This is a genomic window from Puniceicoccaceae bacterium (genome assembly GCA_040224245.1).
In the GTDB taxonomy this organism is placed as follows: Bacteria; Verrucomicrobiota; Verrucomicrobiia; order Opitutales; family JAFGAQ01; genus JAKSBQ01.
On sequence record JBEGIR010000084.1, the window covers coordinates 35,317 to 54,506 of the forward strand.

A 19,190-nucleotide genomic window follows, 5' to 3' on the forward strand; every position below is an offset into this window, starting at 1 on the left:
ATTTCACTGGAGATTCGCCCTTTAGCTAAGACGCAAATATGAGCGAATTATTAGCTGTTCTGGACTTCGGTTCGCAATACACCCAGGTCATCGCACGCAGGATTCGGGAAAACAAGGTCTACTCGAAAATTTTTCGGTATGACGTCAGCGCACAAACACTCCGCGAGGAAGGGGTCAAGGGCATTATACTTTCCGGCGGACCCTCCAGCGTGCTGCGCAAGGACGCACCCCTGCCAGATGCTGCGATCTTCGAACTTGGCGTTCCGGTCATGGGCATCTGCTACGGCGTTCAATTGATGGCCCATTTGCTGGGGGGAGAGGTGCAGCCGAGCAAGGAGCGTGAATTTGGGCGCGGAACCCTTCACCTGCAGGCAGAATCTCCCTTGTTCAAGGGACTGCCAACCACATTCAAGGTCTGGAACTCCCACGGCGACCGCCTTGAGAAAATGCCTGTCGGTTTCAAAACCATCGCCACCACAGAGAATGCTCCGTTTGCCGTTATCGAAAACCACTCCAAGGGGTTCTATGGTCTGCAGTTCCACCCTGAGGTGGTGCACAGTGACCACGGCAACGATATCATTCAGAATTTCCTGACTCAGGTCTGCGGCTTTAAGGCAGACTGGGTGATGACACACTTTATCGATGAAAAGGTCGAAGAAATCCGCGCAACCGTTGGGGACCGCAAGGTTGTGCTCGGCTTGAGCGGTGGTGTCGATTCATCCGTTGCGGCCGCCCTCATCCACAAAGCCATCGGAGACCAGCTGAAGTGTGTCTTCGTGGATAACGGCCTGTTGCGTAAGAATGAGCGTGCTGGTGTGGAAAAACTGTTTGGTGACAATTTTTCGATGGACCTGACCACCGTCGATGCATCCGAAACATTTCTCTCACGCCTGGCAGGTGTAACCGACCCGGAAACCAAGCGGAAAATCATCGGCAATACCTTTGTGGAGGTGTTTGACCAGTCCATCGCCGACCTGCCAGAGGTAGCATTTCTCGCTCAGGGAACCCTCTACCCCGACATCATTGAAAGTGTCCCGATCGGGGGAAATCCGGCCGCACTGATCAAGTCCCACCACAACGTCGGAGGACTGCCCGAGAACATGAAACTGCGCTTGCTCGAACCGCTCAACGCCCTCTTTAAAGATGAGGTGCGCCTGCTCGGTGAAGCACTCGGATTGCCCAAATCCGTGGTGTGGCGACAACCGTTTCCCGGCCCCGGACTCGCTGTTCGGGTGATGGGTGAAATCACACGCGAGCGTTTGGAGATTCTACGGGAGGCTGACGCGATTCTGCAGGATGAAATGCGCGCTGCCGACTGGTATTACCGCGTCTGGCAGTCCTTCTGCGTCTTTTTGCCCGTGCGCACCGTAGGTGTCATGGGAGATGAACGCACTTACGACTACGTGATCGCACTGCGCTGCGTAGAAAGCCAGGACGCGATGACGGCAGACTGGACCCGCCTTCCCTACGACCTGCTGGGCAAAGTTTCCACCCGTATCATCAACGAGGTTAAGGGTGTCAATCGCGTCGTTTACGACATCAGCTCCAAGCCTCCCGGTACCATCGAATGGGAGTGATTTCAATCCAACATACCTTCCCACCATTGCATGCTATGAAACCCACCTTCCTTTGCACATTTCTATTGCTCGGCATTGTTTCAACGACCGCCCAAGCTTCCATGGAATCCGTTGAAACCACGGTCACCAAGGCCCGTGAGTATCTCGGAGGTGATGCAAAACTCAATGCCATTCACTCGCTGCAATACCGCGGTACGGTTACCCTTTACCAGGGCAAGGATGCTGAGGGCAATGACCGTGAGCCGCTTGTGGGAGATGCCATCCTCTCATTCCAAAAGCCATCGAGTCAGAAGATTGAGTTTCACTTCCCGGAGCAGTCGCTGGTGACGGGCTTCAATGGATACGAAGGTTACGAGTATCTCGAAATTCAGCAGGAAGTGGGCGACCCCATGAGAAATGTTCGCTCCATCGGAGGAGAAGAGCTGCGCCGCAATAAGGCAGCTGCGATCGAAAATCTGCGCTTTTTCCGTCCCTTTGAGTTCTCCGAAACCAACGTGAAGGACCATGGAACTACCGAAGAAGCTGGCAAATCGGCACACCGGATTGATTTCATTCACAACGGGAAATTCATCTTCAGTCGCCTGTTTGACACCGAAACCGGCGACCTGCTTCGCACCGATCTGGATACCGGTATGGTAACATATGAAACAGGAGAAATGTGGGTCGAAGGCGTTCGATTCTCCACCCACACCCGCGGTGTTCTCAATGGTGAAACCCGCTACGAAATGATCTTCGAAACCATCGTGATCAATCCAGAACTTGCACCGGACCTCTTCGACTACCCGATGTTCTGATCCGGAACCGCCCACCATTCATTCCGACCATGTCCGTATATCAGGCCGACGACCCCAGCATCCTGAAGGTGCTCGCAGACTTCGAATCCACGATGTCGCGCAGCTCCGAGATCCCGGAACGGGTCGAACACATCCTTTCCGAGGTACGCAGTCGAGGGGACGCGGCACTGCTTGAGTTCACCCAGCGCTTTGACGGAGTACGACTGACGCTCGATACTCTGCGCGTCACCGAAGCCGAGCTGGAAGCCGGACTGCAAAGCCTGTCACCGGAACAGATCGAACACATCCAGCAGGCCAAACTACAGATCGAAACCTTTCATCGGCAAACCCTTCCGGAGAACTGGCAATACAGCAATGCCCAGGGTGCTACTGTTGGAGAACGTTTCTATCCCATCGCATCGGTCGGCCTCTATGTTCCCGGCGGTTCCGTGCCGCTTGTCTCATCGGTGCTGATGTCAGCCGTGCTCGCCAAAATTGCAGGCAACCCACGAATCGTCGTGGTGACCCCTCCCCTGCCCGACGGAACACTCGCGCCTGGCATGCTCGCAGCCTTGAAGATCTGTGGCATCACTGAGATTTATAAAGTCGGCGGTGCACAGGCAATTGCCGCGCTTGCCTACGGAACGGCAACCATCGAACGTGTCGACAAACTCTTCGGTCCCGGGAATGCATACGTATTGGAAGCCAAGCGACAGGTCTTCGGACAAGTGGGCGTCGACCTGCTGCCCGGCCCCAGTGAAGTCGCCATCGTAGCCGACAACACAGCCAATCCTGCATGGGTAGCAGCAGACCTGCTCGCGCAGGCCGAGCACGGGTCCGGGAAAGAACGCATTCTGCTCCTCTCGCAGGGCCAGGCTCTGCTCGGTCAGATTCTCGCAGAAATCGAACGCCAACTGCCCGGGCGCAGTCACGCCAATGCCATTCGCACGGTCGTGGATTCACGTTTTCTGAAAATCATCTACTCGCAGCCCCACGAGGCTGTTTCCGTGCTCAACGCATTCGCTCCCGAACATCTGGAACTTCAAGTCGAAGAAGAATCGCTTGAGTATTTCATGCGCTATGTCACCACAGCCGGAGCGATGTTGCTCGGCCACCATACGCCAACCGTTTTGGGCGATTTCACTGCCGGCCCCAGTCACACACTGCCAACCGGTGGAGCGGGACGCTTCATGAGTGGAATGCAGTTGGGAGACTTTTTGCGGCGCACCAGCGTGGTGAAGTATGGTCCGGACTCCCTGCCAAAGGCACAGCCCGTCGTCGCTACCTTCGCCGAACTTGAGCAACTGGATGCCCACGGTCGCTCCCTGCAGATTCGCCTGGATTCCTGAACGGGCTGCTGGAGTTCGCGCGACACCACCCTTCGCATTTTCACGTGCCATCTCATTCGCCCATCATTCTGGCTTCACAGTCTCCCCGACGCCGGGAGCTGCTCAAGCGCTTGGTGCCGGAGTTTGAGGTCCAGGCGGCAGCGGTTGACGAAGTTCTGGTTCATGAAGACGGTGGACCCGCGCTCGCACTGCACAATGCACAGCTCAAGGCACGTTTTATTGCCGAACTCCACCCCGACTCCTGGATTATCGGATCGGATACCGTGGTGGAGTGTGACGGACAACACCTCGCCAAACCCGAATCGCGGCATGAGGCGAAACACATGCTGCGCACATTGTCGGGGCGCAAACATCACGTGCATACGGGCGTTGCCCTGTGTTGCCAGAGCATGGCCGTGGAGGACACTGCAGTTGTGACCAGTGAGGTTGCATTCTTTCAGCTCGACGAGCAGACCCTCGAAACCTATGTCGCGACCATGCATGCCTCACACTATGCCGGGGGGTATGCGATCCAGCATCTGCTCGGCACTCTGGTTTCTGGATTCGACGGCTCCTTTACCAATGTTGTTGGGTTGCCAGTCGAACGGCTTGAAGCCATGCTAAGGCAGCGTCGTCTGCTGCCCCCACCCTCCTGAATCTCATGGATGTCTTTTTTGCAGGATTCTCCTCGGCCTTCATGGCCATGCTGCAAATCGGTATCGTGATTGCAGTTGCCGGAGTATTGGCCCGTGCGGGAGTGTTTCAGGACAGTATGATCACCGGGGCCTCCCGGGCGGTGGTCTTTTGTTTCTTGCCCTGTCTGATTTTTGACAAAATCACCCGGGGATTTGATCCAACCACAATGCCATACTGGTGGATGATTCCTGTCAGTGCGCTGGTTCTCTTTCTTGTCGGACTCACGGTCACCCTCGTACTCAACCATGTGGAATTCCTCAAAAAGCCAGACCTGCTGCCACTGGGTTTCATGCAAAATGCTGGCTATTTCTCCATTGCGATTGGAGAAACTCTGGTGCCTGAGCAATTCGACACCTGGGCAGTCTACACGTTCCTGTTCGTGCTGATATTCAACCCCTTGCTCTGGACCTTTGGCAAATACTTTGTTTCCGATAACCGTGCCACCCGATTCCAGTTTCGCCAGCTGATCACGCCTCCCCTCATGGGCGTAATTCTGGGGATCGTCATGGTTCTGAGCGGTTTGATCCAATGGGTGCCCCATCCAGCAAGGAACGCTGCTGCACTGCTTGGAAATGCCGCCGTGCCACTGTCGCTGGTGATTCTGGGAGCAACCATTGCCACCACGCCACTTCGTCTGCGAAACCATGCCCGGCTGATTCTCAAGTCCTTACTAAGCAAACTCGTGCTGATCCCCGCCATTACCCTGGGCCTGCTCCTCTGGATGGATCTTCCCGCTGAATTGAGTCTGCTGGGGCTTTTCTGGATGCTACAGGCCGCCTACCCCCAGGCCAGTAACCTCGTTCTGCAAATCCGCACCTATGGTGGCAGCGCCGAACGGGTGTGCGCAGTTTTGGTATCGGGCTATACCGTCAGTCTGCTGACCTTACCCATCTGGGTCGGTATCTGGACTTGGCTGAGCCACTGAGAGCGAACTTCCCAGAAATCACAGGCATCGCTCAAACTGTTCGATCAGCACCTCTGGATCTTCCGTGCCGACGGAAAGCCGGATCATGTTCCCATGAATCCCTGCGGCATCGAGGCATCGTCGACCTGCTTCACTCTTCAATAAATCGTAGTGTGCCAGATGGATGTAGGGACACACCAGGGTGAACTCAGTGCCAAAACTCGGCCCCTTTGCAAAAGGCAGGCAGTCGTACACCTGTTCCAGGGGTCGAGCCAGATCGAGCGTCAATACTCCACCGGGGCGATCCGGTCCCCGGGCGATCGCTGCATACGCGCCGCGAAACGCATCTGCATACGCCCAGTGCAAGTGTTTCACACCTCGGTGCGATTCCAAATAAGCAGCGACCTTGAGCGTGTTTGCATTGATGCGCTCGAGCACGTCAATGGCCTGTTCCAATGAAGCCCCCAAGCGGGCAAGATCCCTCGCATGTCCTAACGTCAACTCAACCGTCAACTGGTCCTCCAACTCACGCCCATTCGGGCGTTCGAGATTCACACTGACGGCACCAATCATGACATCTCCTTCAAAGACCGCATATTTGGTAAGGCTGCAGCAGACGATGTCGCACAAAGGACTCAGGTCCACATTCCGAGGGGAGACCAGCGACGGGTCCATTACCGTCAGAATGCCAGCCTGTTGGCAGGCTTCGCTGATGCGCGCAATCTGAGGGGTCTGTACCAGTGGATTGCTGGGTGCCTCCAGCACCAGCCCGGCGATGCGATGACCTTCGGCTTGAATGAAATCCAACAGTGCTTCCGTGTTTGCAACGTCAGTGAAGGCATGATGCCTGCCACCCGACTCAAGGTATGCATCCAGGATCTGCATTGTATCGAGGTACAGCCAGCCAACCGAAATCCAGTCCAGTCGATGCTTGGGTTTCTGCAGTTGATTGATCGCCTGAAAGGAAGCGTAAAACGCATTCATTCCACTCTTGCACGGAAGGATCGCCGATCTGACAGCGGGTGCAAACCAGCGATGCAGCAAGTAGCGAAAGCGTTCATTTGCACCCGTCATCACTTTCTGTTCCGGGAAACGCTGACGCGTGGGTTCAAGCTCCATGAGCCGTTCCTCTGCCTCTCGTGAGGAAAGTCCGGTACCCGTGTGCTGGATGTATTTGGCGAGCAGTCGTTCCGCCTCGCCCGCTCTGGCTGCCACCAATGTGGAGATGGATTGGAACTGAAAGCACTGCACATCCATCCGACACTCCCCCAATCGTTCAAGCGCATCCTGTGCCGCGTGGGGTGCAGCAAAGAAGAACGGTTGAACACTTCCTCCATCCAGGTCATGGACTGCAAGAAACCGTTCGGAAAGGATTTCAATAAAGGGGTGGCGCACAAACCGGGGATACCCCGAGCGAACTTTTGCCATCGTCTGTGGCTCTTTCTCCTCGTAGGCGATCACATCCCGAAGGGTCGGCAGACTCACGGATACGCCATGAGGCGAATCCGGAATTCGACCGCCGAGCGGAATCGACAAGGGGGTGTTCGAAGATGATGCGTTCACAATAGTGTTCCATCGTGAAAAGCTGCGCGTGTTTTGCAAGTCTGCGAAAACGCCCTCAGTTCAACACCGGCAGGGATTAGTCCACGCTATCTGTTTGCCCACGTTCGGGATCTGCTTCGAGCATCAACTGGATCACGTGCTGCAGGTTCTCGCATTTGTAGGTTTCGTACCCATCGGGTCCAAGGTGAATCAACACCTTCTGGAAAAGGGTGTCCGAATCAAAATAACCCTCACGTCGACAAATGAATTCGTAGAGATTCAACTGCAGGGAGTAGTGAATGAAATTGCAATCTGAGAGGTGGTGGATTGGAGGTAAGGCATTTTGCCACGGATTGTGTCGGGAGATTTTCTGGTTAGTCTTCCAATCATAAAGTCCGATCACCGGGCGCCCGGAATCCGTGCGTAGCTGCACGACCAGATCCACCATGCCCGAGAGCAGCAGGTCGGGCGAGGCGATCACACGCTCTGGCTGCAGAAAATCCAGCACCCGACTCATGCGCTCCACCGCCTCGTGCATGGATCGGATCAGAGCACACGTGAGCTGAGGATCATCGGAGATTCCATCAGCACTTGGATCCGTGAGGATTTCGTCGAGTTCGATCAACGTTCCATGCTCCAGAAAATGCCGCACCGCGCGTTCTGCACGCTCGTGTACCAATGTGCCGCGTTCCCGGGCGATCCGGGAGTTTTCATCCCACATGGCAAGCACCGCTTCCTGTGAAAGCCCATGTTTTTGGGCATAGCGCAGGCTGATGCGATCCCGATCAAAGACCGGAAAGAAACGGCTTATCCAAGTTGTGGCGGAAGTAAAGGCCAATTCCGGCATGCCCCGAAGGCAATAGCGGTGATCCTGCTCATAAAACTCCACCACCTGGCCCGACGGGTGAAAGTCCTGCTTCGTGGGAGCCAACTGCATCCGTATTGCCTAGCCGAGTCCATGCTCCAGCACAAGCGAGAAGTCGGAGTGCTTCGGGATCATGATCCGAATTAGACAGCCCAATCCCAAATTGAAGCATTTGTGAATCCCAGCTAATGATTTTCAATACTTAGCCGATTACCTAATTTTATGTATTGCTTGCACAACAATGGTTGTCGAAGTGCACCACCAGTTCCATTGTGTATGTTCCAGAACCTGAAGATTCGAACCAAACTACTCCTGCTCACCAGTACTCTGTTGCTGGCGATGGGATTCGTGCTCAGCGGTATCGCCTATCGCGAAGCTGGCAAAACCAGTGCTGTGCTTGTGGAACAAACCCTCACAAGCAAGCTGGAAGGGGATATCCAAAGCGCCACCCATTATGCAACACGCTTTCATGGGAACATCCGTCTAGTCGATGGTGCCCTCGTGGATGCGAAGGGAATGTCTCTTGCAGGACACAATGAATTGGTGGATGCCCTCCAGAAAGACCTGGGTGTGGTTGCGACCCTCTTTGTGCGCGAAGGACAGGACTTCAAGCGCATTTCCACCAATATCCGCGATGAGGATGGCAACCGGGTAGTGGGCACTCATCTGGGAACTCAGAGTGCTGCCTACCAACCTGTGAGGCAAAAACAGCGCTACATCGGATATGCAAACATCCTTGGAAGCTCCTACCTGTGTGCCTATGACCCGATACTGGACGCGCAGAAAAATGTGATCGGAATTCTGTTCATCGGGGTTTCCCAAGAGGCCGTCGACGGAATCATACAGTCGGGCAATCATCAGCTGCTTGTGAAACTGTCGCTTGCGTTTGTTCTGATTTTTGCAGCAACCCTGGTTGCACTCTTTTTTGTCGTGCAGATGATCACACGGCCCATTCAAGCCACTACGCGCATGCTGCAGGATATTGCAGAAGGAGAAGGTGACTTGTCCCGAAGACTCGAGCAGAACTCGCATGATGAAATCGGGGAACTCTGCCACTGGTTCAACCATTTTGTTAACAACATCCAGCAAATCATCCGTGAGGTTCAGGTGAGTTCAGAAACCCTCTCTGCAGCTTCGGAAGAATTGTCTGTCACTTCCACCCAAATCGCCTCCCATTCAACTGAGGTTAGCCAACAGTCACGTTCTGTAGCCGCAGCAGCCGAGCAGTCCAGCACCAATATCCACGCCATTTCGTCATCTGCCGAAGAAATGTCTTCGACAATGACCGTGGTCTCATCGGCAGTCGAAGAACTCAGTGCGTCCATCAGTGAGGTCACTCGCAGTTGTGAACAGGAGTCTCACATCGCCCAGCGTGCTCAAGGCGAAGCTCAGGAGACTCAGAAAATCATCGAAGAACTGAATCAAGCAGGGGTTTCGATTGGCCACATCGTAGACCTCATTCAACAAATCGCCGCTCAAACCAACCTGCTCGCTTTGAACGCAACCATCGAAGCCGCCTCAGCTGGAGAAGCAGGCAAAGGCTTTGCCGTTGTCGCAAACGAGGTGAAAGAACTCGCCAAGCAAACCGCCCAAGCCACCGACGACATTCGCAAACAGGTGGAAATGATGCAAACGAACACCGGCAATGCGGTCCGTGCCATTCAGGCGATTGGAAAGGTCGTCGGAGAAGTCAACGACCTGTCACAGGTCATTGTTCGCAGCGTGATCGAGCAAAACGATGCGGTCAGTGAAATTGCACACAATATTTCCGGTGCGAATGAAGCAACTGCAGATGTTGCTCGCAACGTTGGCGAATCCGCAACCGCTCTCACAGAAATTTCTGCAACCGTTGGTCAAGTGAACGATTCCATCGCCGAAACCACACAGGGAATTGAGCAGATCAATCGCAGTGCAGAAGAACTTGCACAACTCGCTGTCAGTCTTGGCTCCATTGTGGGTCGTTTTAAAGTGTAACGGCCTCAGACCCCACAAGATTCAATGCTCTGATGCATTGTTGCCTGCGTCCCTGCGAACCATCTGCATCGACTCGTTGAGCGCGACCTGATCCCGAAGTGCGATCAGGTCGGGATGCTGTGGAAAGCAACTCAAAAAGGTATCGCAGACCTGCATCGCCGCCGAGTAATGTTGTTGTTGGAGCCATAACTTCCCCAGGCGAACAACGTGCGCAGGTTGGCGAACCCGATTCAGCAACAAGGTTTGCAGAGCATGTATTTCGGTACGAATCCACCCCAACTGTTTTGCAATGTCTGCAAGACGCAAGTTCGCCGGGACATCCAGCGCATGTCGATCCAGTCTGCGCTCACACCATTTCAGAGAAGAAGGGGCACTGCTCAACCATGGCCAACCCGGTAACACCGGCAGGAGACGACGCCTGGATCGATGAAAATCACCTTCTGGAAACTGGAGTTTGAGCTGTGCCTCCCGCAGAAGGATGCGAAATTCGGGAACCTGCGGGCAGCGTTCCACCCACACCCGGCACCACTCGCGGGCATGTTCGGCCCGTCCGTTCCGAAGCGCTTCGCTCGCCTGGGCGTAGTGGCGTTGCAAACGCAAATCTTCGGACAAAAGGGAGGACTCCGGCGGAAGGACTAAAGGCATGGGGCAAGGGAGGAATTCTGCATGTCATGTGAGCACGTGAAGGTCGGCTCTTGCGGCACGCTCCAAGTGGGTGAGGTGATGGTGTACGAGTTCATTCGATGCACATTCCACAAGGATTCGCAACTTGTTTTCAGTACCCGAATATCGCAACAACACCCTGCCTTCCCCTTCAATCTGCGCCTCCACTTCGCGCATGGCCTTTGTAAGCGTGGGAAGGGAAGCAAGATCCCGTTTTTCGGAAACCACCAGGTTCAGCAAGTGCGAGGGGAAAAGCGCAACTTCGCTGCAAAGTTCCTGCAGAGAGCGACCCGTAGCACGCACGGTCTCCAGCAGCTTGAGTACCGCAACCAGTCCATCCCCACTGCCCAGGATATCCGCACAAATGAAGTGACCTGAGTTTTCTCCGCCCAAATGACAGCCACGTTGCCGCATGCACACGGCCACATTGCGGTCTCCCACATCCGTGCGAAGCACCGGGATTCCACCTTCCTTCAAATAAGCATCGAGCGCAAAATTACTCATCTGTGTGGTCACAAGGGCGTGATCTCCATCGCAACCAAGCGTCGGGCTGTAGCGGGCAAGTAACGCCAGGACTTGCTCTCCGGAAACCAGCTGTCCTTCTGCATTGACCACCAACACCCGGTCACCGTCACCATCATGGGCAACGCCAAGATCTGCCCCCGTCTCTTTGACGAGTTGCTGCAGCATCTCCGGATGCTCACTCCCCACAGCGCAGTTGATATTGTGTCCGTCGGGCTCACAGGCAACAGGATGCACGTCGGCACCGAGGGATTTCAGAAATAGGGGTGTAGTGTGGGATGTCGCTCCATTAGCGGCATCCACCACAATGCGCATGCCATGAAGTCGAAGATGGGAAAATGCGGCTCTGAGTCGATTCTGGTATGCCTGGGAAATGGCAAGCCCATGCTCCGTCGCCTGAAAAAGACGGGCGGGGTTCGCTGGCGGAGGTTTGAAGGATCCCGGTTCGCACGTAATAATGCACTGCTCGATCACTGCTTCTTCATCCGCTTCAAATTTGGTCCCATCCGTTCGGAAAAGTTTATAGCCATTGTCCTGCACCGGGTTGTGTGATGCGGTGATGGCGAGTCCAAGACTGGCCCCCAAATGATGGGTTGCAAAGGCGACCTGCGGCGTTGGCAACACTCCCAAATCGATGACCTGAATTCCCTGACACTCAAATCCCTGAGTAAATGCAGCAGCCAAGGCAGGGCCGGAAAAACGCGTGTCTCGAGCCATGACCACGGAATGCGAGTCAGTCGCTGTTCCATCACGCCTCCGAAGGTACTGCCCCAATCCGGCAGCAACCCGGGAGGCGAAGAGCTCTGTGATCGGATCCTCCCCGTAGGTACCGCGAATTCCGTCTGTTCCAAAAAGTGGTCCGTTCATGCGTGAGACGAGTAGAATGCAGAAATTCCGCGCACCCATTCGGCAACTTTGCCGCTCTTCAATAAGTCCCATGCGAGCACATATCCCGCCTCAAGCGAGTCGACCTTGCCGACCAGACGAAATGCGACCGCTGCGTTGATGCAGAGGGTGTGCGACAACGTTCGATTCGCTTCGCAGGACAAAACCGAACGCAGGATGCCGCTATTCGTTTCTGCGTCTCCACCCTTGAGTTCTCCAAGGGTATCCGTCGCATGTCTCGCGATCAGATCCCGCAGCTCCTGCAAGTCCTCTTCCGAAACCTGGCCAACCGGACGTATCGTGCACTCACCCACACTTGCAATCTCATCCAGAGGTTGCCCTTCAGCCAATGAGGATGCCACCACACCCGCTCGCAGTTCCATGCAGGAGAGTACCTGTGCCAGCGGCTCCACCCAGTCAGCATCATAGACCCCCATTAACAACTGGTGAGGGCGGGCAGGATTGATCAGAGGGCCGAGAATATTGAATACCGTTTTCTGTCCACGTGATGCCAGTGCCTTGCGCACAGGAACAATCGCCTTGAACGCCGGATGATATGCAGGAGCAAAAAGAAACGCGAAGTTATGCTGCTCGAGTGAAGCGAGAAGCAGGGAATCCGGTGCCTGCAGGGGAATGCCAATCGATTCGAGAAGGTCTGCCGACCCCGTCTTGGATGTGATTGAGCGATTACCATGTTTGATCACAGGCACCCCTCCTGCCGCAACAATGAGTGCCGTGGTAGTGGACACATTGAAGGTTCCGGCACGATCACCACCCGTGCCTACAATATCAATCGCACGGGGCGCGTAGGCATCCAGACCAGGGTTGCGCGCATGACCCCGAAAAAATTCTGCAAGCACTGCAACTTCCTCTGCTTGCTCTCCACGTTCCTGCCACTGTGTCAGGAAAGCGGCTTTGTGGTCATCGGAACATGCCTCATCGATCAAGCATGCACCCACATCCCGCACCATGGCGGGGTCCAGCGTACTCCCTGACTGCAAACTTGCGGTCAGGGATTGAAGAAGGAAATCAGATTTGCTCACAAGTTCGGTAGGATTGACTCTTTCTTGACATTGTCAACGTATTGGCTTTCTAGGAGGGCAATTCCTATGCATTGCTTCCGTTCCGTCCTTCCTCATCCGCGTCTGTGGAAGCTGCCACTCCGGTGTGCGTTCCTGGGGTTCATCCTCTTTGGTTCGCTGCTTACCTGCTCCATGGCGCAGACCGAAACTTCAGAAGCCGGAACTCCAGCCGTTGAAGCAAGTCCAGATCTGATGCTGCCTGGCCTGACCCGCAGCGATGCAGTCGTGCTCGGAGTGGTTGAAGGTTTGACCGAATACCTTCCGGTATCATCCACAGGACACCTCATTCTGGCCGATCACCTGCTCCATCGGGAAAGGACAGTCCCTTTATCCCTTGCACATGAACAGGCTCGCTCAGCCTACCTTATTGTGATCCAGGGAGGTGCCATCCTGGCGGTACTGCTGCTGTATTGGCGCAAGCTCCTGACGATCCTGCTGGGCTTGCTCGGACGAGATCGGGAGGGTCTCCAACTCGGACTCAAGATAGGGATCGCATTTATTCCGGCGGCCGCCCTTGGCCTGATGCTCGGTGATTGGATCGAATCAAGCCTCTTCAACCCTAGATCTGTGGCAATCGGCCTGGTGATGGGTTCGATCATCATGGTGGGGGCAGAATGGTATCGGAAGCATCGTCAAGGCACTGCCGGTCACCTGGAGTCATCTCCGGATTCCCTTCAGTCGCTCAGCTATCGGGGTGCACTTACCGTCGGCTGCATGCAATGCCTGGCTCTGTGCCCGGGAATGAGTCGGTCGATGGTCACAATCGTGGGAGGATACGTTGCCGGACTCACCGCACGCGCATCAGCCGAATTCAGTTTTCTGTTGGGATTGCTCACACTTTCCGCAGCATCCCTCTACAGTCTGGTGCGCTCCTGGGGACCCGTAACCGCAACCCTGGAACTGGATGCCGTGCTGATCGGCATCGCAGTTGCAACCGTTGTTGCCATGCTCGCCGTCAAATGGTTTGTGAGCTACCTCTCCCGTCATGGATTGCTGCTGTTTGCCCTGTATCGACTGCTTCTGGCGGCAGCGATCGGCTGGTTCCTCTGGGACTCCTAAGGGCATTATTTTCACGCGCTGCCCTGGAAACACACTTGACGAGCCATTCGAAAGGTCTATCGTAATTCTCTTTTTTCAACGATAAACCCGCTAAAACAGAGCCAAACCTATGGGTCAGCCAAAACGCAAACAATCCAAGTCCAGAAGCCGCACACGCCGTGGTGCCAACCGCTACGTTGCCCCCCAGCTTGCGAAGGATCCAACGGACGACACGCTTTTCATGCCGCATCGTGTGAACCCTGCCAACGGCATGTACCGTGGCCGCCAGGTGATCGACACCGACGCCTGAACCCGTTAAAACGCTTTGCCGCCCGAAGCCTTCGGGCGATACAATCTGCATGAAGGAAGAGGTGCGTGGCAGCCTTGCTGTAGACGCAATGGGGAGTGACAAAGGCCCTGTTGAGGTCGTGCAAGGACTCAAACTGGCGCTTGACGCGATGGCGTCAACAACCCCACGGATGGATCCCATCCTGTTGGTAGGTCGTCAGGAGGAACTGGAACCCGCTCTGTCGAGTGAAAATCTCGCGCAGGATCCCCGAGTGCGCATCGTTCATGCTGACGATGTGATCGGCATGGACGAGAAGCCGATGCAGGCGATCAAAAAGAAGCGCAATGCTTCCATGATGATCGCCCTCGACCTCGTGAAATCCGGTTCTGCACAGGCCATTCTGAGCTGCGGAAACACGGGTGCCCTGATGGGGGGAGGTACAATCAAGCTTCGCGCGCTTGAGGGAGTTGACCGCCCAGCTCTTGCAACCATCATCCCGGGATTGCGAAAATTCACAGTGCTGATCGATTCGGGGGCCAATCCAGATGCCACTCCCGTTCACCTCTGTCACAATGCCGTGCTTGGTTCTCACTTTGCACGTGTTGTACTCGGCATCGATGAACCCAAGGTTGGTTTGCTGACCATTGGAACCGAAGAGGGCAAAGGCGGCGAGCGGGTCACTGAAACGCACCACCTCATGCGATCCATCAAGGGATTGATCCGATACGACGGATTGGTGGAAGGCTATCATCTCTTTGATGGCGAAGCCGATGTGATCGTTTGCGATGGATTTGTTGGCAATGTCGTCTTAAAGGCATGCGAATCCTTGTTCCACGTCATCGGAGATTACCTCAAACAGGAAATCACAGCTACTCCCATGCGGAAACTTGGTGCAATGTTATCTCGCGGTGCCTTTCGCAACCTGAAGGACCACTTCAGTCCATCCGAATATGGTGCAGCACCCTTCCTTGGGCTGAAAGCCCCTGTTTTTAAATCTCATGGATCATCAGACCGCCATGCCATCGCAGGCGGTATCAAGGTGGCCCTCAATGTCGTGCAACACGATATGACTGAACGCATCCTCGAGGATATCCGGGGAGTCAATCGCATGATTCAGCCTCCCCAGCGGGACTGAATTGCAACCACACAGCGGATTTTTAAGAGTTGATTGTATGGGCGTTTTTCCTCTTAAAGTTATCGCACGTCGCCCGACCGTGTCGGTCACTGTCCCTTCTGCTGGCGCAACGCCCCAGGTATTTGAATGAATTCCAAAACACATTCCATTGTCATCCGCGGCATGGGTTCTTCCGTTCCGGAAACCCGACTCACCAACGAAGATCTGACCAAGATCGTCGACACCAATGATGAGTGGATCACTGCTCGAACTGGCATCAAGGAGCGCAGAGTCGCAGGCGACGATCTACAGGTGAGTGATCTGGCAGTCAATGCCTCCCGCAACGCACTGAACGAGGCTGGGCTGCGCCCCGAAGATATTGATTTGATCGTGGTGGCCACGCTGACCTCAGAAATGATTTCACCGGCAACGGCATGCCTCGTGCAGCAAAAGCTCGGATGTCGGCCAATCCCGGCATTTGATATCAACGCAGCTTGCAGTGGGTTCATCTATGGACTCGAGGTCGCCACTGCCATGATGGAAGGCGGAAATTATCAGCATGCACTGCTCATCGGGGTGGAGAAGTTAACAGCCGTGACGGACTACGAAGACCGGGGGACCTGCATCCTCTTTGGAGATGGAGCAGGTGCAGCGGTACTTTCGCGGGTTGATGAACCGGGTTTTGGAGTGCTGGGCTGCCGCATCGGTGCGGATGGTTCAAACGCTCCCTTGATTCACATTCCGGGTGGAGGCTCTGCCAAGCCCGCAACCGAGGAATCCGTGCGTCAGCGCGAACACTATCTCAAAATGAATGGGAAAGAAGTCTTCAAGCTGGCCGTTCGAGCCATGGGCAATGCGGGGCTTTCCATCCTCCGCGAGCAGGGGATTGACCCTGCGGAACTCAAGTGCCTCATTCCTCATCAGGCGAATATTCGCATCATCGACGCACTCTCCCGCAGCCTGGAGATTCCGATGGAGACCATTTTTGTTAACATTCAGAAATACGGAAACACCTCAGCCGCTTCGATTCCGATTGCACTGGATGAAGCCAAAATTGAACGAAATTTCAAGCGAGGCGATCCTATCCTACTGGTAGCATTTGGAGCAGGATTGACTTGGGCTGCTTCTGTGATCAGATGGTATTAATCAGCACAATGGAACGATTTAGACACATTCGAAAATACGGCGTTTTTGCGCTGGCTCTCCTTTTACTCTCCCAGTCGAGTGTGTACGCGCTTTCCTGGAACCCGCTCAAATGGTTCTCCGGTGACGATGAATCCGAACGGCGTCCTGCCTATTTTGTCACCCCGGAAGAACAGGCCATTGCAAACGAACTGTTTCAACAGGCAGTCTCTTTGGAACATGAAGGCCGACGGGGCAAGGCGATGGATCTCTACGAAAAAATCGCGAAGGACTACGCCTACTCTGCTGTTGCACCGCGAGCACTGTTCAACTGGGCGCAAATTTACGAGGATACCCACCGTTTCAAGAAAGCATTTCTGATGATGCAGAACATCATCCTTCTCTACCCCGAATACGAGGGGTTTGATGAAGTGATCGGCGCCCAATACGACATTGCTACCCGAATTATGGAAGGGGATCGGGAAAAGATGTGGGGCGTGATTCCCATGTTTCGCTACTACACTCGCGCGATCCAGTTTTTTCAGGTCATCGCACGCAACGCCCCCTACAGTGACTATGCCCCGCTTTCACTCATGAACATTGCGCTGGTTGCCAAGGATCTCGACAAGGAGGCAACCGCAATTGATGCGCTTGATCAGTTGATCAATTTTTACCCGGACCATGAGTTGACCTCTGATGCCTATTTCCTGCTGGCCGAAGTGTTTTCGGAACTGATCGACGGTGCCAACTACGATCAGGGTTCCACACGGGAAGCGATCAGTTATTATGAGGACTTTCTGATTCTCTTTCCCGACAGTGAACTGGTGCCGCAGGCCGAAGAAGGCTTGCGCGAGGTCAATGAAATTTACGCCCAAAGCAAGTTCCTGATGGGAGAATACTATCTGCGGCACATCCGCAACGAAACCGCAGCCCTCGCACTGTACAATGAAACCATTACCGTGGCTCCCAGTTCAGAAACTGCGCGCCGTGCCCGCGAACGCATTGACCAGATCAACGAACGCGTCATTGAGGTGGACATCGTCGGAGCGGGTTCCTGAAGGTGGCAGCATTGGGAAGGCGCTCATGAATGCAGTGCTGCGTGCGAGGTTCTGGCTACCCATGCTCGCCTTATCAACGCTTCTGAATGCGTGCAGTCATTACCAAATGGGGCGTCCGGGAGTTGACGCAACGTCAGCCCCCGTTCGGGTATGGATCGCTCCCGTCATCATGGATGCCGTTGTAGCGGATGTAATGGTGCCGTTGCAGCGTGAATTGCGCGAGCAGGTCATTCGCAACCCCTCGATGCAGTTGGTCAATTCCCCGGGACTCGCAGATGCGCGCCTGCATGTCATTGTTGACCAGCTGCTCCGTGAAACTCTGGCACGCCGCTCAGACGATACAGGTCTCGCCGATGTCATGCGGCTCGAACTGGTATTGCGCTATGAACTCGAAGATGCAGAGGGTCAGGTGACTCGTGAAGGTGTCGTGGATGCGGGCGGTCCCATTTTCCGTGAGGCCGGGTTTGCCGAATCTGCACGTCAACGCCTGCCTGCGATTCTGAATGAACTCGCACGGGATATCTTGCAAGAGGCCTTTTTCGACTGGTAGCATGCGCGCCTGATGAAACCTTCCCTTGCATTTGGAACACGGTGCATCGCACCCTCCATCCTTGCCGGAAATCACGCCAATCTCAGTTCGGGGCTGCGGGAGATTGAGTCTGCCGGAGCCCGGTGGGTCCACATTGACATCATGGATGGGCACTTTGTTCCGAACCTCACTTTCGGACCCAAAACGGTTGAAGACATCCGCGCCGATACCCCTCTATTTCTGGATGTGCACCTGATGCTTGAAGCCCCCCATCGCCATGTGCAGGCATTTCTTGATGCCGGAGCCAACTTGGTGAGCATCCATGTCGAACCCGAATACGACATCGAATCCACACTTCGACAGATCCGCGAAGCTGGAGTACATGCAGGCATCGTGCTCAATCCCGATACTGCGGTATCCGCTGTTCTTCCCTTTCTGGATCACGTCGATCTGGTGCTTCAGATGACCGTGTTTCCTGGCTTCGGCGGACAATCCTTTATCGAATCCACACTTCCAAATCTTCGCAAACTACAACAACTGCGTCGTGAGCGAAATCTCCCCTTCCGCATCGAAGTCGATGGAGGTATCGATCTGCAAACGCTGAAGCTCGTCAGGGAAGCCGGTGCTGATACGTTTGTTTCGGGCAGTGCATTCTTCAAAAGTCCCGACAAGCGATCCTTTGTTTCAACCTTTGAAACCTGATCCAACCCAAACCCATCACGTCTCATGATTATCGGCGTCGTCAAAGAAATCAAAAAGGATGAAAACCGCGTTTCGCTCGTTCCGGTGGGAGCGGAAATCCTCACCCAGCGAGGACATCAGGTACTCGTCGAGGCCAACGCAGGCCTCAACAGTGGATTTCCCGACTCCGAGTATGCCGCATCGGGAGCTGAGACAGGGCTGACCGCCGAAGCTGTTTTTGCAAAAGCCGACCTCATTCTGAAAGTAAAGGAACCACTCGAAGCTGAGTATGCGCTTATCCGACCCGGGCAAATCGTCTTTACTTACTTTCATTTTGCTGCGTCTCAGGAGCTGACCCACGCCATCGTGGCATCCGGGGCGACAGCTGTTGCCTACGAAACCATCGAAACAAGCGATGGACGTTTGCCCCTGCTGACACCCATGAGCGAGGTGGCCGGAAAAATGTCCGTTCAGCAAGCTGCCAAATACCTCGAGCGCGAGCACGGCGGTCGTGGCGTGCTGATTGGCGGAGTTCCCGGAGTTGAACC

Annotated in this window: 19 protein-coding genes; 14 read left to right on the forward strand and 5 right to left on the reverse strand. The window is 54.9% G+C overall.

Translation table 11 applies throughout. The features are described 5' to 3' along the window. The first annotated feature begins 38 nt into the window (after positions 1-38). From guaA to ABQ298_14225, 5 genes are read left to right on the forward strand one after another with little or no spacing between them, the layout of a single operon-like run. Positions 39-1,577: a glutamine-hydrolyzing GMP synthase gene (gene guaA / locus ABQ298_14205; protein MEQ9825534.1), complete on the forward strand. Its 1,539-nt coding sequence runs from the start codon at positions 39-41 to the stop codon at positions 1,575-1,577. A gap of 35 nt (positions 1,578-1,612) precedes the next feature. After that, positions 1,613-2,371: a hypothetical protein gene (locus ABQ298_14210; protein MEQ9825535.1), complete on the forward strand. Its 759-nt coding sequence runs from the start codon at positions 1,613-1,615 to the stop codon at positions 2,369-2,371. A gap of 29 nt (positions 2,372-2,400) precedes the next feature. Then, the gene (hisD, locus tag ABQ298_14215; GenBank protein MEQ9825536.1) at positions 2,401-3,699 is read left to right on the forward strand and encodes a histidinol dehydrogenase; all 1,299 of its coding nucleotides are present in this window, start codon (positions 2,401-2,403) and stop codon (positions 3,697-3,699) included. A gap of 44 nt (positions 3,700-3,743) precedes the next feature. After that, positions 3,744-4,334, forward strand: coding sequence for a Maf family protein (locus tag ABQ298_14220; protein MEQ9825537.1), 591 nt, complete (start codon positions 3,744-3,746; stop codon positions 4,332-4,334). A gap of 5 nt (positions 4,335-4,339) precedes the next feature. Next, positions 4,340-5,299 (forward strand): AEC family transporter, encoded by a 960-nt coding sequence (locus ABQ298_14225; protein MEQ9825538.1) that lies wholly within the window; start codon positions 4,340-4,342, stop codon positions 5,297-5,299. 18 nt (positions 5,300-5,317) lie between these two features. On the opposite strand, the gene ABQ298_14230 is transcribed toward ABQ298_14225, so the two are convergent. After that, entirely contained in the window at positions 5,318-6,841 is a 1,524-nt protein-coding gene (locus tag ABQ298_14230) for a PLP-dependent transferase (protein ID MEQ9825539.1), read from the reverse strand. 76 nt (positions 6,842-6,917) lie between these two features. Next, on the reverse strand, positions 6,918-7,757 hold the full coding sequence (locus tag ABQ298_14235; GenBank protein ID MEQ9825540.1) for a PD-(D/E)XK nuclease family protein: 840 nt from the start codon (positions 7,755-7,757) through the stop codon (positions 6,918-6,920). Positions 7,758-7,961: 204 nt separating this feature from the next. On the opposite strand from ABQ298_14235, the gene ABQ298_14240 reads away from it, so the two are divergent. Next, positions 7,962-9,659, forward strand: a complete 1,698-nt coding sequence (locus ABQ298_14240; GenBank protein MEQ9825541.1) for a methyl-accepting chemotaxis protein — start codon at positions 7,962-7,964, stop codon at positions 9,657-9,659. A 21-nt stretch (positions 9,660-9,680) separates the two neighbouring features. On the opposite strand, the gene ABQ298_14245 is transcribed toward ABQ298_14240, so the two are convergent. The 3 genes from ABQ298_14245 to trpD are packed head-to-tail and all read right to left on the reverse strand — an operon-like array spanning position 9,681 to position 12,772. Next, complete coding sequence (locus ABQ298_14245; protein ID MEQ9825542.1) at positions 9,681-10,304, reverse strand: hypothetical protein; 624 nt, start codon at positions 10,302-10,304, stop codon at positions 9,681-9,683. A 24-nt stretch (positions 10,305-10,328) separates the two neighbouring features. Continuing rightward, positions 10,329-11,711 (reverse strand): phosphoglucosamine mutase, encoded by a 1,383-nt coding sequence (locus tag ABQ298_14250; GenBank protein MEQ9825543.1) that lies wholly within the window; start codon positions 11,709-11,711, stop codon positions 10,329-10,331. Further along, positions 11,708-12,772, reverse strand: coding sequence for an anthranilate phosphoribosyltransferase (trpD, locus tag ABQ298_14255; GenBank protein ID MEQ9825544.1), 1,065 nt, complete (start codon positions 12,770-12,772; stop codon positions 11,708-11,710). The genes ABQ298_14250 and trpD overlap by 4 nt, the downstream gene beginning before the upstream one ends. Positions 12,773-12,838: 66 nt before the next feature. Between trpD and ABQ298_14260 the strand changes: the two genes are divergently transcribed. The 8 genes from ABQ298_14260 to ABQ298_14295 form a co-directional block, all read left to right on the forward strand. Next, positions 12,839-13,870 carry an undecaprenyl-diphosphate phosphatase gene (locus tag ABQ298_14260; GenBank protein ID MEQ9825545.1) on the forward strand — a complete coding sequence of 344 codons (1,032 nt, stop codon included), beginning with the start codon at positions 12,839-12,841 and terminating at the stop codon, positions 13,868-13,870. 109 nt (positions 13,871-13,979) lie between these two features. After that, positions 13,980-14,159, forward strand: coding sequence for a 50S ribosomal protein L32 (gene rpmF, locus ABQ298_14265; protein MEQ9825546.1), 180 nt, complete (start codon positions 13,980-13,982; stop codon positions 14,157-14,159). A 49-nt stretch (positions 14,160-14,208) separates the two neighbouring features. Beyond that, complete coding sequence (plsX, locus tag ABQ298_14270) at positions 14,209-15,273, forward strand: phosphate acyltransferase PlsX (protein MEQ9825547.1); 1,065 nt, start codon at positions 14,209-14,211, stop codon at positions 15,271-15,273. A gap of 126 nt (positions 15,274-15,399) precedes the next feature. Beyond that, entirely contained in the window at positions 15,400-16,398 is a 999-nt protein-coding gene (locus ABQ298_14275; GenBank protein MEQ9825548.1) for a beta-ketoacyl-ACP synthase III, read from the forward strand. 8 nt (positions 16,399-16,406) lie between these two features. Further along, positions 16,407-17,432 (forward strand): outer membrane protein assembly factor BamD, encoded by a 1,026-nt coding sequence (gene bamD, locus ABQ298_14280; protein MEQ9825549.1) that lies wholly within the window; start codon positions 16,407-16,409, stop codon positions 17,430-17,432. A gap of 25 nt (positions 17,433-17,457) precedes the next feature. Next, entirely contained in the window at positions 17,458-17,982 is a 525-nt protein-coding gene (locus ABQ298_14285; GenBank protein MEQ9825550.1) for a hypothetical protein, read from the forward strand. 12 nt (positions 17,983-17,994) lie between these two features. Beyond that, positions 17,995-18,663 (forward strand): ribulose-phosphate 3-epimerase, encoded by a 669-nt coding sequence (gene rpe, locus ABQ298_14290; protein MEQ9825551.1) that lies wholly within the window; start codon positions 17,995-17,997, stop codon positions 18,661-18,663. Between the two features lie 24 nt (positions 18,664-18,687). Further along, the coding region (locus tag ABQ298_14295; GenBank protein MEQ9825552.1) for an alanine dehydrogenase at positions 18,688-19,190 on the forward strand (503 nt) is incomplete at its 3' end.

Excerpts from the sequence above, each read along its gene's own strand:
- guaA (MEQ9825534.1), top strand. The coding sequence starts at position 39 with ATGAGCGAATTATTAGCTGTTCTGGACTTCGGTTCGCAATACACCCAG.
- hisD (MEQ9825536.1), top strand. The coding sequence starts at position 2,401 with ATGTCCGTATATCAGGCCGACGACCCCAGCATCCTGAAGGTGCTCGCA.
- plsX (MEQ9825547.1), top strand. The coding sequence starts at position 14,209 with ATGAAGGAAGAGGTGCGTGGCAGCCTTGCTGTAGACGCAATGGGGAGT.
- ABQ298_14235 (MEQ9825540.1), bottom strand. The coding sequence starts at position 7,757 with ATGCAGTTGGCTCCCACGAAGCAGGACTTTCACCCGTCGGGCCAGGTG.
- ABQ298_14245 (MEQ9825542.1), bottom strand. The coding sequence starts at position 10,304 with ATGCCTTTAGTCCTTCCGCCGGAGTCCTCCCTTTTGTCCGAAGATTTG.
- ABQ298_14250 (MEQ9825543.1), bottom strand. The coding sequence starts at position 11,711 with ATGAACGGACCACTTTTTGGAACAGACGGAATTCGCGGTACCTACGGG.
- ABQ298_14240 (MEQ9825541.1), top strand. The coding sequence starts at position 7,962 with ATGTTCCAGAACCTGAAGATTCGAACCAAACTACTCCTGCTCACCAGT.
- ABQ298_14275 (MEQ9825548.1), top strand. The coding sequence starts at position 15,400 with ATGAATTCCAAAACACATTCCATTGTCATCCGCGGCATGGGTTCTTCC.
- ABQ298_14210 (MEQ9825535.1), top strand. The coding sequence starts at position 1,613 with ATGAAACCCACCTTCCTTTGCACATTTCTATTGCTCGGCATTGTTTCA.
- bamD (MEQ9825549.1), top strand. The coding sequence starts at position 16,407 with ATGGAACGATTTAGACACATTCGAAAATACGGCGTTTTTGCGCTGGCT.
- ABQ298_14260 (MEQ9825545.1), top strand. The coding sequence starts at position 12,839 with ATGCATTGCTTCCGTTCCGTCCTTCCTCATCCGCGTCTGTGGAAGCTG.
- rpmF (MEQ9825546.1), top strand. The coding sequence starts at position 13,980 with ATGGGTCAGCCAAAACGCAAACAATCCAAGTCCAGAAGCCGCACACGC.
- ABQ298_14225 (MEQ9825538.1), top strand. The coding sequence starts at position 4,340 with ATGGATGTCTTTTTTGCAGGATTCTCCTCGGCCTTCATGGCCATGCTG.
- rpe (MEQ9825551.1), top strand. The coding sequence starts at position 17,995 with ATGAAACCTTCCCTTGCATTTGGAACACGGTGCATCGCACCCTCCATC.
- ABQ298_14285 (MEQ9825550.1), top strand. The coding sequence starts at position 17,458 with ATGAATGCAGTGCTGCGTGCGAGGTTCTGGCTACCCATGCTCGCCTTA.